The organism is Thioclava sp. F36-7 (assembly GCF_002020075.1).
GTDB lineage: Bacteria > Pseudomonadota > Alphaproteobacteria > Rhodobacterales > Rhodobacteraceae > Thioclava > Thioclava sediminum.
This window is the reverse complement of record NZ_MPZR01000007.1, coordinates 82,730-97,965: the sequence shown is the minus strand read 5'-3', so window position 1 is coordinate 97,965 and position 15,236 is coordinate 82,730. Positions and strand designations below refer to the sequence as shown.

The window sequence follows — 15,236 nt, the reverse complement described above, 5'->3', positions numbered from 1 at the left end:
AGGCGATGATGGCAGATATTCTTCCCCCCGTGAGCGACCCGGCGATTCTGGGTCAGCTCGACTCGCTCGCGAAACGCCACCGCGCGGCGGGCGGCGTGGTGATGCAGGTGATCGGCTATATCGGAGGCTCTGCCGAGGGGCTGCTGGGCAAATTGCCCACCCCGGTCCGCAATGGGCTCGACGGGGCGACCGAACGCGCGTTGTCAGGGGCGATGACCGCTGCTGAGCGTTCGCGCGGGATCGTCTCGGACCGGCCCGATTGGATGAATCGCACGCTGACCACCGCGATGGGGGCTGCGGGCGGCGTCGGGGGTCTGGGCAGTTCGCTCGCCGAATTGCCCTTCACGGTCACCATGCTCCTGCGCGCCATACAGGGTATCGCTGCCGAACATGGCTTCGACCCGGCGTCCGAGGAAGTGCGGCTGGAATGTCTGCGGGTCTTCGCCTCTGCCGGGCCGCTCGAGGACGATGACGGGATGGACCTAAGCTTCCTCGCCGCGCGCGCCACCATCACCGGGCCGAGCCTGAAATCGCTGATCGCCAAGGTCGCGCCGCGCCTGTCGATCGTGCTGGGTCAGAAACTCGCGGCTCAGGCGGCCCCGGTCCTTGGCGCGGTCGCAGGTGCTGCCGTCAACTACGCCTTCACCAGCTATTATCAGGAAATCGCCCGCGTCCATTTCGGTCTCAAGCGCCTAGCCCGCGACACGGGCACCGATGAGGGCGTGCTGCGCGAGGAGCTTGTCGCCCGCATCGCCAAGTGATCGAAGCGTCGCGCCTCTGGTCGCGGTCGGATGCCTCCGGCGGGGATATTTAGACCAAGAGGAAGAACGCCTCTCTTCCTCTTGGCGAAAATATCCCGGGGGGCTCCGAAGGAGCGGGGGCAGCGCCCCCTCCGAACCCTCAGCCCTTCGCGTCCTCGAGGATCATCTGCGCGGCCTTCTCGGCGATCATCATCGTCGGCGCGTTGGTGTTGCCCGAGGTGATCGTCGGCATCACCGAGGCATCCGCGATGCGCAGCCCTTTCAGCGCTTTCAACCTTAACCGCGAGTCCACCACCGCGCCGTCATCAGAGCCCATCCGGCAGGTGCCGACGGGGTGGAAGATCGTGGTGCCGATATCGCCCGCCGCTTTCACCAGATCCGCCTCGGTCTGATAGTCCGGGCCGGGCTTGTATTCCTCAGGTTTGTATTTCGCGAAAGCGGGTTGCGAGGCGACGCGGCGGACCTGCCGGATCGCTTCGGCGGCGACGCGACGATCGCCCTCGGTCGAGAGGTAATTCGGCGCGATCTCGGGATGGGCGCGGAAATCGGGCGAGGTGATATGCACATGGCCGCGGCTTTCGGGGCGCAGGTTGCACACGCTCGCCGTCATGCCGGGGAAGGGGTGGACCGCATCGCCGAACTTGTCGAGGCTGACCGGCTGGACGTGATATTCCAGATCGGGCGTCTCCTTCTCGGGGAAGCTGCGCGTGAAGATGCCCACCTGCGAGGGCGACATCGACATCGGCCCCGAGCGGAACAACGCATATTCCATCCCGATCTTCGCCTTGCCCCAAAGGGTCGAGGACATGGTGTTGAGGCTTTTGACGCCCGAGACCTTGTAGATGAGGCGCAGTTGTAGGTGATCCTGCAGGTTCTCGCCCACGCCATCGACCTCGGCGACCGGCGTGATGCCATGCTCGGACAGCACGTCGCCGCGCCCGATCCCCGACAGCTCAAGGATCTGGACGGAACCTACCGAACCGGCGGAGAGGACGGTTTCGCCCGCCTTCACGTCATGGCTCTGGCCGTTCTGATTGTAGCGGATGCCGATGACGCGGCCATCCTCGATCAGCAGCTTCTCGACCTGCGCATTGGTTTCGATCCGCAGGTTCTGGCGCTGCATTGCCGGTTTCAGGAAGGCTTTCACCGCGCTCCAGCGCCAGCCGGATTTCTGCGTGACGTGGAAATAGCCGCCGCCCTCGTTGGTGCCGGTGTTGAAATCGTCGGTGCGCGGGAAGCCTGCCTCCTCGGCGGCTTCGAGGAAGGTGTCGAGCATCTCCCAGCGCACGCGGGCTTCCTCCACCCGCAATTCGCCGCCCGCGCCGTGCAGGTCGCTCTCGCCGCGATAGAAATCTTCCTGCTTCTTGAACAGCGGCAGCACGTCGTCCCAGCTCCAGCCGGGATTGCCCGACTGCGCCCACATATCGTAATCGCGCGCCTGACCGCGCATGTAGATCATGCCGTTGATCGAGGAGCAGCCGCCAAGGATACGCCCGCGCGGATAGAGCAGCTCGCGCCCGTTCAGCCCGGCATCGGCTTTCGACTTGTAGCCCCAATCGGTGCGCGGATTGCCGATGCAGTACAGGTAGCCCACCGGGATATGCACCCAGTGGTAATTGTCGCGCCCGCCTGCTTCGAGCAGCAGCACCTTGTTCTTCGGATCTTCCGACAGGCGGTTCGCCAGAACGCAGCCCGCGCTGCCACCGCCGACGACGATATAATCGTATTGCTCCATAAGCCCCTCCCGAACTGCGCCTCCGGGCAAGACTTTCGCAAGCTGCCGCCCGGGAAACAAGGCCGTGACCCGTTCATTCGCGCAAAGTCGCTTTGCGAAAACGCAAGGAGGGGCTTGCCTGAGAGGGGGGTGATCCGTTCTATGGCGCAAATCTCGCCGGAGCCTTTCATGGTCCTTTACCGCCTTCTCGTCAGTATCGCGAGCCTGCCCGTTCTGGCGGCGCTGCTTTGGCGCGTGCTGCGCGGGCGGGAAAGCCGGACTGCCCTGGCGGAGCGGTTGGGCGGCGGGGAAGCCGCGCCGCACCGTCTATGGCTGCACGCGGCTTCGAACGGCGAGTTGACCTCCGCAAAGCCTTTGATCGATGCGCTGCTGGCCGCAGAACCCGCGGTGCACCTGTTGGTGACGGTGAACACGGTGACGGCGCGCGAGCTGGGACAGGGCTGGGCCGATCCGCGCATCGCGATCCGCATGGCCCCGCTCGATCATCGCGCCGCGCTGCGACGGTTTCTGTCGCGGCATGATCCCCGCGCGCTCGTCGTGGTCGAGAACGAGCTTTGGCCGAACCGCATGGCTCTGATGGCCGATGCGGCGCGACCGATCTTCGTGATCGGCGCACGGATGTCGGCGCGTTCGGCGGCGCGCTGGGCGAAGATCGGGATCGCGCAGCCGATGATCGCCCAGATCACCGCACTCTCGGCGCAGGATGCGGGGTCTGAGGCGCGGTTCCTCGACCTTGGCCTGCCGCGTGATCGACTTTTGCCGCCCGCCAATCTCAAGACGGCGATCACCGTCGCACCCGGTGTGCCGCTCGACTGGCAGCGCAGCGATACGGTGCTTGCCGCGTCGACCCATGAGGGGGAAGACGCGCCGATCCTTGCCGCCTTCGCGAAGGCGCGCGCGCGCCGCCCCGGCCTGCGTCTGATCCTCGCTCCGCGCCATCCGCGCCGTGCGCCCGAAATCGCGGCGCTGATCGCCAAGGCCGGGCTGCGCCATACCACTCGCTCGAAGGACGAGCCTCCGACGGCGGAGGTCTATCTGGCCGATACGCTGGGCGAGATGGGCCGCTGGTATGCGAGCGCAGGCCTGTGTTTCGTTGGCGGCTCGCTCGTCGAAAAAGGCGGCCATACCCCCTATGAGCCCGCGGGCTTCGGCTGCGCTTTGCTGCACGGTCCTGATGTCGCGAATTTCGCCGAGGCCTTTGCCGCGCTCGATGCGGCAGGCGGGGCGCGGCTTTGCGAAACCGAAGCCGATATTGCGGCCGCCTTCACCGCGCTCGACGCCGACGCGCAGGCCGAAATGGCGCGCGCCGCACGAGGGGCTCTTGGCCCGCCTGCCGATGTCGAAAGCCTTGCAAAGGCGCTCCTCGCGCGGCTCTGAGCGATTGCGACGCGCTTGCATCGCGGCGCGAAACGCTTATTTCCATATGCATCCGGGAGATGCAGGCATGATCCGTTATACGCTGCAATGCGAGAATGAGCACCGCTTCGACAGTTGGTTCCCCTCGGCCTCCGGGTTCGAGGCGCTCAAAGCCGCAGGCCAGCTGGAATGTGCGATCTGCGGTTCGAAAAAGGTCGAAAAATCCCTGATGGCGCCGCCTGTCGCACAGACGCGCAAGACGGGCGAGCCTGCCGCTGAACGCCCCCTTTCGCAGCCGCAATCCGAGGCCGAACAGGCCCTCGCCGCGATGCGTCGCGAGATCGAGAAGAATTCCGATTACGTCGGCATGAACTTCGCCACCGAAGCGCGCGCCATGCACGAAGGCACCGCCAAGAAACGCGCGATCCACGGCGAGGCGAAACCCGAAGAGGCGCGCAAGATGCTGGAGGACGGGCTGCCGGTTCTGCCGCTGCCCTTCCTGTCGACTCGCAAGACGAACTGACCCTTTTCGCTCTTTCCAAATATCCCAGGGTGAATTCGCGCGAGCGAAGAGGGGCAGCGCCCCAGCGCCGATCTGAGACCCTCGAAACGCCAAATCTCTTGCGCGGCCCAACGGCTTGAGCTAGCAGAGGCCCGACTCTGCCCAAGGGGGATTTCCATGCCCATTCTGGTGATGAAATTCGGCGGCACTTCCGTCGCCGATCTCGACCGGATCGCCAACGCTGCCGAAAAGGTGAAGCGCGAAGTCGAACGCGGTTACGATGTGATCGTGATTGTCTCGGCGATGTCGGGCAAGACCAATGAACTCGTCAACTGGGTCGAGACCACTTCGCCGCTCTATGACGCGCGCGAATATGACGCCGTGGTCGCCTCGGGCGAGAATATCACGGCCGGTCTGATGTCGCTGCGCCTGCAGGAGATGGGTGTCTCCGCGCGCAGCTGGCAGGGCTGGCAGGTGCCGATCAACACGACCTCGGCGCATGGCGCAGCGCGCTTCGTGTCGATCCCGCGCGAAAATCTCGACCAGAAATTCTCCGAAGGCTTCAAGGTCGCGGTGATCGCGGGCTTCCAGGGGCTTTCGCCGGAGAACCGGATCACCACGCTCGGCCGGGGCGGCTCCGACACGACCGCCGTGGCCTTCGCCGCCGCGTTCGGCGCGGAGCGTTGCGACATCTACACCGATGTCGACGGCATCTACACCACCGACCCGCGCGTCTCCTCCAAGGCGCGCAAGCTCGACCGCATCGCCTTCGAGGAGATGCTGGAACTCGCGAGCCTCGGGGCGAAGGTTCTGCAAACCCGCTCGGTCGAGCTCGCGATGCGCTACAAGGTGCCGCTGCGCGTGCTAAGCTCCTTCGAGGAAACCACGGAGAATTCGGGCACTCTGGTCTGCGACGAGGATAAAATCATGGAATCGAAAGTTGTCTCCGGCGTCGCCTTTTCTCGCGACGAAGCGAAAATGACCCTCGTGACGGTCGAAGACCGCCCCGGCATCGCCAGCGCGATCTTCGGGCCGCTCGCGGATGCGGGGGTGAATGTCGACATGATCGTCCAGAACATCTCCGAGCGTCAGGCCGAACACGAGGTCAAGGTCACCGACATGACCTTCTCCTGCCCGGTCAATCAGGTCGCCCGCGCCCGCAAGGCGATGGAAGACGCGCGCGACGCCGGGCTGATCAAATTCGACGAGCTGGTCGCCGATGAAGACGTGGCAAAGATTTCCGTCGTGGGCATCGGTATGCGCTCCCATGCGGGGGTCGCGGCGAAGATGTTCAAGGCGCTTGCCGCTGAAAACGTCAACATCAAGGTTATCGCTACGTCGGAAATCAAGATTTCGGTGCTGGTCGACCGCAAATATCTGGAACTGGCGGTTCAGGCCCTGCATGATGCCTTCGAACTCGACAAGGCCTGAGTAACCCGAAGGGCCGCAGCAACAGGGGCAACCTGCGCGGATGGTGGAACTGAGCGAAAGTGATAGTCGCACGCTGTTGCGACGCCTGCGCGATACGCTGGCCACGGAGGGCGACGGGCAGGACCGGCTCAATCACATCACGCAGATCATTGCGGATTCGATGGGCACCGAAGTGTGCTCGATCTACCTGTTCCGCGATCCCGAAACGCTCGAGCTGTGCGCGACCGAGGGCCTGAAGGCAGAGGCTGTCCACCACACGCGGATGCGGCTGGGCGAGGGTCTCGTGGGCCGCGTGGCGCGGTCGGGCCGGCCGATCAACTCCGCCGATGCGCCTTCCGAGCCGGGCTTCCGCTACATGCCGGAGACGGGCGAAGAGATCTATTCCAGCTTCGTCGGCGTGCCGATCCAGCGCGTGGGCGAGAAGCTGGGCGTGTTGGTCGTGCAGTCGAAGGACGAGCGCAGCTTCTCGGATGATGAACTTTACGGGCTCGAGGTCGTCGCGATGGTGCTGGCGGAAATGACCGAACTCGGCGCTTTCACCGGCGGCGAGAATTCCGAGATCGGCGCGACGCATCGCTTCCCGGTCATGTTCCGCGGCGCGACGGGACAGGAGGGCGCCGCCGAGGGCCGCGTCTGGCTGCACGAGCCGCGCGTCGTCGTGACCAACCCGGTGGCCGAAGACCCCGAGGCCGAGGCTGCGCGGCTCGAAGAGGCGATCACCGAACTGCGCGGCAAGATCGACGAGATGCTGGCCAGCCCGACCCTGATCGACAAGGATCAGCGGCAGGTGCTGGAGACCTTCAAGATGCTCGCGGCCTCGAAGGGCTGGAAGCGGCGGATGCTGGAAGACATCACCGCGGGTCTTTCTGCCGAAGCCGCAGTCGAGAAGGAACAGAACGCCGCGCGCGACCGGATGCGCAAGGCGCCCGATCCCTACCTGCGCGAACGGCTCAACGATCTCGACGACCTGTCGAACCGCCTGCTGCGGCAACTGACGGGGCAGGGCAGCGATACCGGGGCCGAGATGCCGGAGAACCCGGTGCTGGTGGCGCGCAATATCGGCCCGGCGGAACTGCTCGATTACGACCGCAAGCTCAAGGGCGTGGTGCTGGAGGAGGGCTCGGTCGGCTCGCATGCCGCGATTGTCACCCGCGCGCTCTCGATCCCGCTGGTGATCCATGCGGGCCGGATCACCGCCGAGGCGTTGAACGGCGATCCGATCCTCGTCGACGGCGATCAGGGCGTGGTGCATCTGCGGCCCGAGGAAAGCGTGGCCCATGCGTTCCGCGACAAGATCGCGATGCAGGCGGAGGCGCAGAAACGCTATGCCTCGCTGCGCGACCAGCCCGCGATAGACAAATCGGGCCAGACCGTCTCGCTGATGATGAATGCGGGGCTGATGGCGGATCTGCCTTCACTGAAGGGCTCCGGCGCTGATGGGGTGGGCCTGTTCCGCACCGAGCTGCAATTCCTGACCCGCACCAAGGTCCCGCGCCGCAACGAACTCGTGCAGCTCTACAAGCGGGTGATGGATGCCGCCGACGGCAAGCGGGTGAATTTCCGTACGCTCGATATCGGCTCCGACAAGGTCGTGCCCTACATGAAGCCGCAGGACGAGCCGAACCCCGCGATGGGCTGGCGCGCGCTGAGGGTGGGGCTCGACAAGCCGGGGATTCTGCGGATGCAGCTGCAGGCGCTGCTGCGCGCCGCCGACGGCCGCCCGACTTCGATCATGTTCCCCTTCATCGCGCTGCCTGAGGAATTCTACGCCGCGCGCGACACGCTGCTGCGGGTCCGCGACCGCGAGGCGCAGATGGGCCGCCCCGTGCCCGAGGAGCTGCGCATCGGCGCGATGCTGGAAACCCCGAGCCTCGGGTTTGCGCCCGATAGCTTCTACCGCGATTGCGATTTCATCTCGATCGGCGGCAACGACCTGAAGCAGTTCTTCTTCGCGGCCGACCGCGAGAACGAACGGGTGCGCCGCCGCTACGATACGCTCGACGGGTCGTTCCTGAACTTCCTCGAACGGATCATCGCCCGCTGTGCGGTCTCGGACACCCAACTCAGCTTCTGCGGCGAGGATGCGGGCCGCCCGATCGAGTCGCTGACCTTCGCGGCGCTCGGCATCCGTACGCTCTCGATGCGGCCTGCGTCGATCGGCCCGGTCAAACACCTGATCCGCCGCGCCGATCTGGGCGAGCTGCGGCAGGTGATCCAGCAGGCGCGCAATGCTGGCCAATCCAGCGTGCGCCCCGCCGTGACGAGCTACCTCGCGCATCTCTGAGCGGGGCAGGGGCGTTGCCCCTCTTTCCTCCGAAATTCACGATCAAAATGAATTGGGCCAAGGCGAAGCTCTGACACTTCGCCTTGGCCCAAATATCCCGCGGGGGTCTGGGGGCGCGAAGCCCCCAGCCTTGTCTTCATGCGTCAGCCTGCGGCCAGACGCTTCGCCTCGGCTTCCTTGAAGGATTTATCCGAGGGCGCGATGAACGTGTAGAACATCGGCACCACGAACAGCGTGAACATCGTCCCGATCAGGATCCCCGAGAAGATCACGAGGCCCATCGCCTTGCGCGCCTCTGCGCCCGCGCCTTGCGCGAGGATCAGCGGCACCACGGCCAGCGCCATTGCGGCGGTGGTCATCAGGATCGGACGCAGGCGGGTCTGCGCGGCCTTCACGATCGCCTGCCGACGGGTGAGGCCCGACTGCTCGCGCTGCTGATTGGCGAACTCGACCATCAGGATACCGTGTTTCGTGATCAGGCCGACCAGCGTGATCAACCCCACCTCGGAATAGATGTTGAGCGTGCCCAACCCGAGGTTCAGCGGCAGCACAGCCCCGAAGATCGTCAGCGGCACTGTCATCATGATGATGAAGGGGTCGCGGAAGCTCTCGAACTGCGCGGCGAGCACGAGGTAGATCACCAGCACGGCCGCCGCGAAGGCGATCAGGATGGTGTTGCCCTGCTGCGTCTCGATCCGCGACTGACCCGAATAGTTCACGTAGAAGCCTTCGGGCATCACCTGCTTGGCGATGTCGACGATGGTCTGCACGCCCTCGCCGGTGGACCCACCGGGCAGCGGCAGTGCCGTGATCGTGGCCGCGTTCAGCTGGTCGAACTGTTCGATCGAAGACGCGTTCACCCCGGTGTCGATCTTCACGAGCGACGACAGAGGTATCATCGCCCCCGAGGACGAGCGCACGAAGTAGCGGCCCAGTTCTTCGGGGTTCGCGCGGAACCGTTGCGGCACCTGCGGGATGATGTCGTAGCTGTTGGAGTCGCGGTCGAACTGCGCCACCGACGCCTCGCCCACCAGCAAGCCCAAGGTCGAGCCGATATCGGAGACCGGCACGTTCAGCGCCGCCGCCCGGTCGCGGTCGATCGTGACATTGACCTGCGGGCTGTCGAAGTTGAGCGAGTTCTGCACGACGATGAACTTGCCCGAAGCCTGCGCCTTGTTCTTGATCTCCTCGGCCACCTCGGCGACGCGTTTCGCGGAGTGGATCGACTGGATCACCACCGAGATCGGCAGGCCGCCCCCGGTGCCCGGCAGCGACGGCGGGGCGAAGGCGAAGCCTTTCAACCCGGTCGATTTGCCGAGATCGCCCTGAATCTCCTGCTGGATTTCCTTCTGGCTGCGGTTGCGGTCCGCCCAGTCCTTGAGCGCCCAGATATAGATGCCCTGAGAGCTGTCCCCGCCGAAGCCCGCGATCGAGAAATCGGTGCGCACTTCGGGAATATCGGCCGTATCGCGCCCGACCTGGTCGATATATTTCTGGGTGTACTCGCTGGTCGCGTAGCGCGGCCCGTTCAGGATCGCGAAGAGCGCACCGTTATCCTCATCCGGTGCAAGCTCGGAATTGGTGTTCATCAGCATGAACCCGGTCACGCCCACGAGTGAGGCGACGATGAGAAGGGTGATCCCCCGCAGATCGAGCGAGCCATCGACGCGCCGCCCGTACCAACCCGAGAGCCGGTCGAAATTGCGATCGACGAAGGCCTGGAAGCCCTTGGACTCGCCATGTCTCAGCAGGCGGCCCGACATCATCGGCGTGATCGTCAGTGCGATGATCCCCGACAGGATCACCGATCCCGCCAGCGCGAAGGCGAACTCTCGGAACAACTGCCCCGTCAGCCCGCCGGTGAAGCCCAGAGGGGCGAGCACCGCGGCCAGCGTGATCGTCATCGCGATGACCGGCCCGGTGATCTCCTTCATGCCCTGCACGGCGGCCGGGATCGGTTTCATCCCCTCTTCGATATGTCGGTGGATATTCTCCACCACCACGATCGCGTCATCGACGACGAGGCCGATCGCCAGCACCATGGCCAGCAATGTGAGAAGGTTGATCGAGTACCCCAGCGCCAAGAGCACCGCGAGCACCCCGATCAGCGAGAGCGGAATCGTCACGATGGGCATCGCCACCGAGCGCAGCGACCCGAGGAACAGCAGGATAACCACGGTCACGATGGCGACCGCTTCGCCGATGGTCTTGAACACCTCGTGGATCGAGGCCGAGATCGTCTCGGTCGAGTCGTAGACCAGTTGGATTTTCATCCCTTCGGGGAGCGAGGCGTTGATGTCGGGCAGCGCCTTGCGCACTGCCGCCGCCGTATCGAGCGGGTTGGCTGCGGGCGTCGGGTAGACGCCGAGGAACGTGCCCTCCTTGCCCTCGAAGGTGACGATTTCGTTCTCGGAGGCTTTGGCAAGTTCGATCTTCGCGACATCGCGCAACCGCACCACGTCGTCGCCCTTGCCCGAGATCGGCAGCTTGCCGAAGGCTTCGGGTGTCTGCAGCGTGGATTGCAGCGTGATCGACTGGGCGACGTATTCGTTCTTCGTCTTGCCCGGGGCCGAGAGGAAGTTCGACGCCTGAATCGCGCCCACGACTTCCGATGCGGTGACGCCGCGCGCGGCGAGCTTGTCCGGATCGATCCAGACTCGCATCGCGTAATCGGAAGCGCCGATGATCTGCGTCTGGGCCACGCCCGGAATCGTGGACATGCGCGGACGGATCACCCGGCGCAGATATTCGGTCAGCTGCTCGGGTGTCATGTTGGGGTTGAGCGCCGCGAGATACATCAGCGCGAAGGTCTGGCCGGTGCCCTTCTGGATCACCGGATCCTTCGCCGCCGAGGGCAGCTGGCCTTTGACCTGCTGCACCTTCGAGAGCACCTCGGTCATCGCCGCGTCGGAGTTCGACCCGAGCTTCATGTGGACCGAAATGACCGAGGCCGAGGGCCGCGACTGGGTGGTGACGTAATCGACGTTCTCAGTAGTCGCCACGGCGGCGGCCAGCGGCGAGGTGATGAAGCCCTGAATCAGTTCGGGCGAGGCGCCGGGATAGGCGGTGGTGATCGTGACCACCGTTTCCTCGACTTCCGGATATTGGCGGACGGGCAGGTTGAAATACGCCTGTGCGCCCAGCAGGAGCATGAACGCGCCCAGCACCATCGACAGGACGGGGCGGCGGATGAAGATCTCGGAGATGTTCATGGGCTTGGCCTTACTGCGCCTTCGCGCCGTCTGAGGTCGTGTCCGATTGGGCGTCCGACGTCGCGTCGGAGTTTGCCTGCGCGTTGCCCTCCATGCCGAAGGCTTTCATCACCTCTTCGGTGGAAGGCGCGTCGGGATCGGGCGAAATCGCGTTGTCGATGCTCACCGTCGCGCCGGAGTTCAGCTTGTTCTGGCCCGCATTGACGACCATGTCGCCTGCCTTCAGACCCTTCGTCACTTCGACGAGCGTGCCCGAGCGGCGGCCGAGCGTGATGAAGACCTGCTTGGCCACCAGTTGCGGCTGGTCCGCACCTTCGGGCGTTTGCTTGCGCACCACGAAGACCGAGTCGCCGTAGAGGTTGGAGCTCACCACCGTTTGCGGCAGCGCGATCACGTTGTCCTCGGAGGGCAGCACGACCGTGACATGGACGAACTGGCCGGGCGTCAGCTTCCCTTCGCCATTGGGGACTTCGGCGCGCAGGGTCACGAGCCGCGAATTCGGGTCGATCTTGGGTTCGATGCCGGTGATCTTACCTTCCAGATCGACCGAGCCGTCCTCGGTCTTCACCTTGACGGTCTGGCCCGCTTCGGCGTGACGCGCCTGCTGTTCGGAGAGGGTGAAATCGACGCGCATATGGTCGCGATCCTGCAGGGTCGCATAGGTGGTGCCGGTGCCGACATACTGGCCGACCTCCACCTGCGGAATACCGATGATGCCCGCGAAGGGCGCGGTCAGGCGCTTCTTCTCGAGCACGGCCTGCAGCTTCGCGACGCTTGCGCGCGCTTCCTGCGCGCTGGCTTCAGCCTGATCGAGATTGGACGTGGCGGACACGCCCCGGTCGGCAAGCTGGCGCGCGCGCTTGAGATTGGTCTCGGCGAGGTCCTGCGCGGCCTTGGCCGAGGCCAGATCGGCGCGCTCGGAGCTGTCGTCGATCTGCATGAGGACCTGGCCCTTCTCGACCTTGTCATTCGCCTTGAAATGGATCTCCTGCACCGTGCCGCCCATTTCGACGGCCAGTTCGGTGCCGCGCACGGCGGCGGCGGTGCCGATCGCCTCGAGGCCCGGCTGCCAGGTGATCGGCTTCACTTCGCTGACCGAAACCGCCACGGGGGGCTGTGTCATGTTTGCGAAGAACTGCGCGATCATCTTCGAGCGGAAAAGATTGTAGCCGACGACGCCACCCACCACGAGGATGAGCGCGACGAGGGCGATGAGGAGGCGTTTGATCATTTGGCTGTCCCGTCAAAATCCCTGTTTGCACGCAAATACGACCCCGCCGGCCGAGCTGCGCGCGATTTCTGAACCATTTGGTTCACGTCCTTGTCATGTCAATACGCGAGTGACGTTAAAAGGATGGGTCACAGTGCCGTGAAGGCAAGGCGGAAAGTCTGTGCGTCAGAGCAATTACAGGGCTTCACGAATGCTCACCTCGCGAAAATCTGATTTTTCTGTGCTCGACGGTGAAGAAGAGTGCATTATCTCAACCTGTACCTGCGATCCTGACGACCTGACGTCGCTTTGCAGCGATGTCTGGTTTTAGGAGTTTATATGGATCCCCTGTCTTTTATGCGCATCGGCTTCGAGGCCGCGCGGATCGGCTTTGAGGCCCAAGCGGTGATTTCGATGCGCGTCGCGGGAATGATGGGGCTCTGGGATGTCTCCCCGCTTGAATCGCTCCAGATGGTGCAGGAAAAGCCCGTGGCGGTCGCAGCTGCAGCAGAGGCTGCGGCTTTCGCGCTTTTGCGGGGACAAACGGCGGATCGGGCGATTTCGGCGTCGATCACGCAGATCGGAAACCACACCAGCGCCAACATGACGCGATTGTCGCGTCGTGGACCCAGCTGGCTCTGACGGCACTGGCCGGGCAGGGCCGCCACGCTGACGCGGCGACCCCGTAGTCTTCAGGCGGCGCTGTCTTCCTCGACCTCGTCATCGCCTTCTTCGACGCTTGCAGGCGTCACCATGGCGGTCAGGATCGTCGTCATGTCGACCATGCCGATCGGCTTGTTGGCCGCGTCGACAACCGTCGCCGTACGCACCTCGGCATCGGCCATCCGGCGCGCGATCTTCTCGAGCACCGAGCTGGCTTTCACCTTCATCTTCGGCAACTCGCCCTCGGGCAGCGGCAAGGCGATGGTCTCGGCACGGATAACCCGGCCACGGTTCACCTCGCGCACGAACTCGGCGATGTATTCATTCGCCGGGCGCAGCACGATTTCCTGCCCCGTGCCGACCTGATTGAGCGCCCCGTCCCGCAGGATGGCGATCTTGTCGCCAAGGCGCAGCGCCTCGTCGAGGTCGTGGGTGATGAAGACGATCGTCTTCTTCAGCTCGGCCTGCAGGTCCAGAAGCACCTTCTGCATATCCATCCGGATCAGCGGATCGAGTGCCGAGAACGCTTCGTCCATCAGAAGGATGTCCGCGTCGTTGGCCAGTGCGCGGGCAAGGCCCACCCGCTGCTGCATCCCGCCCGAGAGCTGGTTCGGATAGTTGTCCTCGTAGCCCGCGAGCCCGACCCGCTCGATCCATTTCTTAGCGATCGGTTCCGATTTCGACCGGTCGACCCCTTGGATATCCAGCCCGTAGCAGGTGTTTTCCAGCACGGTCCGGTGCGGCAGAAGGGCGAACTTCTGGAACACCATCGCCGTCTCATGGCGACGGAATTCCCGCAGCTCCTCTTCGTTCATCTTAACCACGTCGCGGCCGTTATAGAGGATCTCCCCGGCCGTGGGCATGATCAGCCCGTTGATGTGGCGGATGAGCGTCGATTTGCCCGAGCCCGACAGGCCCATGATCACCGAGATCTTGCCCGGCGGCAGGGTAAGGTTGATGTCTTGCAGGCCCAGAACGTGCTTGTGCTTGTCGTTGAGCTCTTCCTTGCCCATGCCGGCCTGCACCTTCTCCACGTAATCCTTGGGGCGCGCCCCGAAGATCTTGTAGAGACTGCGGATCTCGATGCCCGAGCGGTTGCCGGTATCGGTGTTGGTCGTCGCATCAGTCATGGCCGGCCTCCGAATGTTTCTGCAGCCGCTTGCCGAACGCCTGGCTCGCGCGGTCGAAGATGATCGCGATCGCAACGAGTGCGAAGCCGTTCAGGAAGCCGATGGTGAAGAACTGGTTGTTAATCGCCTGCAGCACGTTTTTACCGAGGCCACCAACGCCGACCATCGAGGCCACGACGACCATCGCCAGCGCCATCATGATGGTCTGGTTGACGCCCGCCATGATCGTGGGCAGCGACAGCGGAAGCTGCACGCCCCAAAGCTTCTGACGGGGATTGGCGCCGAAGGCGTCCGCGGCTTCGATGACTTCCTTGTCCACGAGGCGGATGCCCAGATTGGTTAGGCGGATCATCGGCGGAATCGCGTAAATCACCACGGCGATCACGCCGGGCACCTTACCGATACCGAAGATCACGACGACCGGGATCAGGTAGACGAAGGATGGCATGGTCTGCATGACATCGAGCACCGGCGTCAGGATTTTCTGCATCCGGTCCGAGCGCGCCATCAGGATGCCGATCGGCAGGCCGAGGATGATCGCGATCAGCGTCGCCACGGTGACCATCGCGAGGGTGGTCATCGTGTCCTCCCAAAGGCCGAAGATGCCGATGAAGGCAAGCCCCATGGACGAGCCGAGCACGATCTTCGGATTGCGCGAGGCGAACCACACCACGACGAGGATCAGCGCGAAGATGATGAACCAAGGCGTGTCCACGAAGGCGTGTTCGAGGGTGTTGAGAAACCATTGAAGCGGCCGGGTGGCCGCGTCGATTTGATCGGAATAAGCGCGGACGATGCCGCGAAACCCGTCGTCGATGCCCATGCGCATATGACGCAGGGTGGAGTTGGGAAGGGAAGGGAACTCACACATCAGTTCCGGCAAGCCCCAGCATGAAGATGCCATCTTGTTATGTCCTCCGGTCGATTATTTGCGCCGGTTAAAAGAAAACGC

At 64.2% G+C, this 15,236-nt stretch carries 11 protein-coding genes; 6 read left to right on the top strand and 5 right to left on the bottom strand.

Annotation, left to right across the window (positions count from 1 at the left end; all coding sequences use genetic code 11):
* The first annotated feature begins 5 nt into the window (after nucleotides 1-5).
* A complete protein-coding gene (locus BMI89_RS14055; protein WP_078545270.1) occupies nucleotides 6-761 on the top strand; it encodes an EcsC family protein in 756 nt (251 codons plus the stop codon).
* 139 nt (nucleotides 762-900) lie between these two features.
* Here the strand turns inward: BMI89_RS14055 and BMI89_RS14050 are convergent, their stop codons facing one another.
* Nucleotides 901-2,496 carry an FAD-dependent oxidoreductase gene (locus tag BMI89_RS14050; protein WP_078571415.1) on the bottom strand — a complete coding sequence of 532 codons (1,596 nt, stop codon included), beginning with the start codon at nucleotides 2,494-2,496 and terminating at the stop codon, nucleotides 901-903.
* Nucleotides 2,497-2,664: 168 nt separating this feature from the next.
* On the opposite strand from BMI89_RS14050, the gene BMI89_RS14045 reads away from it, so the two are divergent.
* The 4 genes from BMI89_RS14045 to ptsP all read left to right on the top strand — a co-directional run bounded on the left by BMI89_RS14045 (nucleotide 2,665) and on the right by ptsP (nucleotide 8,069).
* Complete coding sequence (locus BMI89_RS14045; protein WP_078571639.1) at nucleotides 2,665-3,873, top strand: glycosyltransferase N-terminal domain-containing protein; 1,209 nt, start codon at nucleotides 2,665-2,667, stop codon at nucleotides 3,871-3,873.
* Nucleotides 3,874-3,940: 67 nt separating this feature from the next.
* On the top strand, nucleotides 3,941-4,375 hold the full coding sequence (locus BMI89_RS14040; RefSeq protein ID WP_078571413.1) for a DUF1178 family protein: 435 nt from the start codon (nucleotides 3,941-3,943) through the stop codon (nucleotides 4,373-4,375).
* Between the two features lie 156 nt (nucleotides 4,376-4,531).
* Nucleotides 4,532-5,785: an aspartate kinase gene (locus tag BMI89_RS14035; protein WP_078521836.1), complete on the top strand. Its 1,254-nt coding sequence runs from the start codon at nucleotides 4,532-4,534 to the stop codon at nucleotides 5,783-5,785.
* 40 nt (nucleotides 5,786-5,825) lie between these two features.
* On the top strand, nucleotides 5,826-8,069 hold the full coding sequence (gene ptsP / locus BMI89_RS14030) for a phosphoenolpyruvate--protein phosphotransferase (RefSeq protein WP_078571412.1): 2,244 nt from the start codon (nucleotides 5,826-5,828) through the stop codon (nucleotides 8,067-8,069).
* A gap of 143 nt (nucleotides 8,070-8,212) precedes the next feature.
* Here ptsP and BMI89_RS14025 read toward each other — a convergent pair whose 3' ends face one another.
* Together BMI89_RS14025 and BMI89_RS14020 are read right to left on the bottom strand one after the other, a co-directional pair.
* Nucleotides 8,213-11,281 carry an efflux RND transporter permease subunit gene (locus BMI89_RS14025; protein WP_078571410.1) on the bottom strand — a complete coding sequence of 1,023 codons (3,069 nt, stop codon included), beginning with the start codon at nucleotides 11,279-11,281 and terminating at the stop codon, nucleotides 8,213-8,215.
* A gap of 10 nt (nucleotides 11,282-11,291) precedes the next feature.
* Entirely contained in the window at nucleotides 11,292-12,512 is a 1,221-nt protein-coding gene (locus tag BMI89_RS14020; protein WP_078571408.1) for an efflux RND transporter periplasmic adaptor subunit, read from the bottom strand.
* Nucleotides 12,513-12,830: 318 nt separating this feature from the next.
* Between BMI89_RS14020 and BMI89_RS14015 the strand changes: the two genes are divergently transcribed.
* Entirely contained in the window at nucleotides 12,831-13,133 is a 303-nt protein-coding gene (locus tag BMI89_RS14015) for a hypothetical protein (protein ID WP_078571407.1), read from the top strand.
* Between the two features lie 50 nt (nucleotides 13,134-13,183).
* Here the strand turns inward: BMI89_RS14015 and BMI89_RS14010 are convergent, their stop codons facing one another.
* The gene (locus BMI89_RS14010; RefSeq protein ID WP_078571405.1) at nucleotides 13,184-14,284 is read right to left on the bottom strand and encodes a glycine betaine/L-proline ABC transporter ATP-binding protein; all 1,101 of its coding nucleotides are present in this window, start codon (nucleotides 14,282-14,284) and stop codon (nucleotides 13,184-13,186) included.
* Nucleotides 14,277-15,188, bottom strand: coding sequence for a proline/glycine betaine ABC transporter permease (locus BMI89_RS14005; RefSeq protein ID WP_078571404.1), 912 nt, complete (start codon nucleotides 15,186-15,188; stop codon nucleotides 14,277-14,279). The genes BMI89_RS14010 and BMI89_RS14005 overlap by 8 nt, the downstream gene beginning before the upstream one ends.
* Nucleotides 15,189-15,236: the final 48 nt, after the last annotated feature.